The sequence below is a fragment of the Ohtaekwangia kribbensis genome, assembly GCF_042676245.1.
In the GTDB taxonomy this organism is placed as follows: Bacteria; Bacteroidota; Bacteroidia; order Cytophagales; family Cyclobacteriaceae; genus Ohtaekwangia; species Ohtaekwangia kribbensis.
Genome location: NZ_JBHTKA010000010.1, coordinates 1 through 575 on the forward strand (window position 1 = coordinate 1; position 575 = coordinate 575).

Sequence of the window (575 nt, forward strand, 5' to 3'; positions counted from 1 at the left end):
ACAGTAACCTTTGCTGACTGACATTTCGTGTTGTTATTTACCGCTACAACGGTGTAAGCACCCGCTGTTCTTCCGCTATATACTGCACCTGTAAAATCAGGAGCTGCTATATTCGGTGTTGCTATATTTCCATTGAACCAGTAGAAGGTATAGTCGGTTACGTTACCCGCTACATTAGCTGATACCTGACCGTTACCTGCACTACAGATCGTTTGATGTGCATCAACCGCTGCTGTTACTACTGGGTTTACCAGGTTATTGATGATTGTGACCTGTGCCGTGCTTGAACAGCCCGTGGTATTGTTATCTACTTTAACTGTATACGTGCCGGCAACCAGATTTAATATCTGAGCTGTATTTCCTTTGACTGCTCCGCTTGTACCGCTGCCAACATACCAGGTAAACGTATAACCAGTCGTTGTTCCGCCTACATTGGCAGAAGCTTGTCCATTGGGTGTGTTTGTATCACAGCTTGTCTGGTTAACGGTGGCTGTTGTAATTACAGGAGCTACACTATTATTATTAACCGTTACAGTTGCTTTTGCTGAAGGACATTTTGAATTGTTACTAACGGC

The 575-nt window shown here is 44.0% G+C and carries 1 protein-coding gene; it reads right to left on the reverse strand.

Annotation, left to right across the window (positions count from 1 at the left end):
• The coding region (locus tag ACFQ21_RS25175) for a hypothetical protein (protein WP_377584085.1) at positions 1-575 on the reverse strand (575 nt) is incomplete at both ends.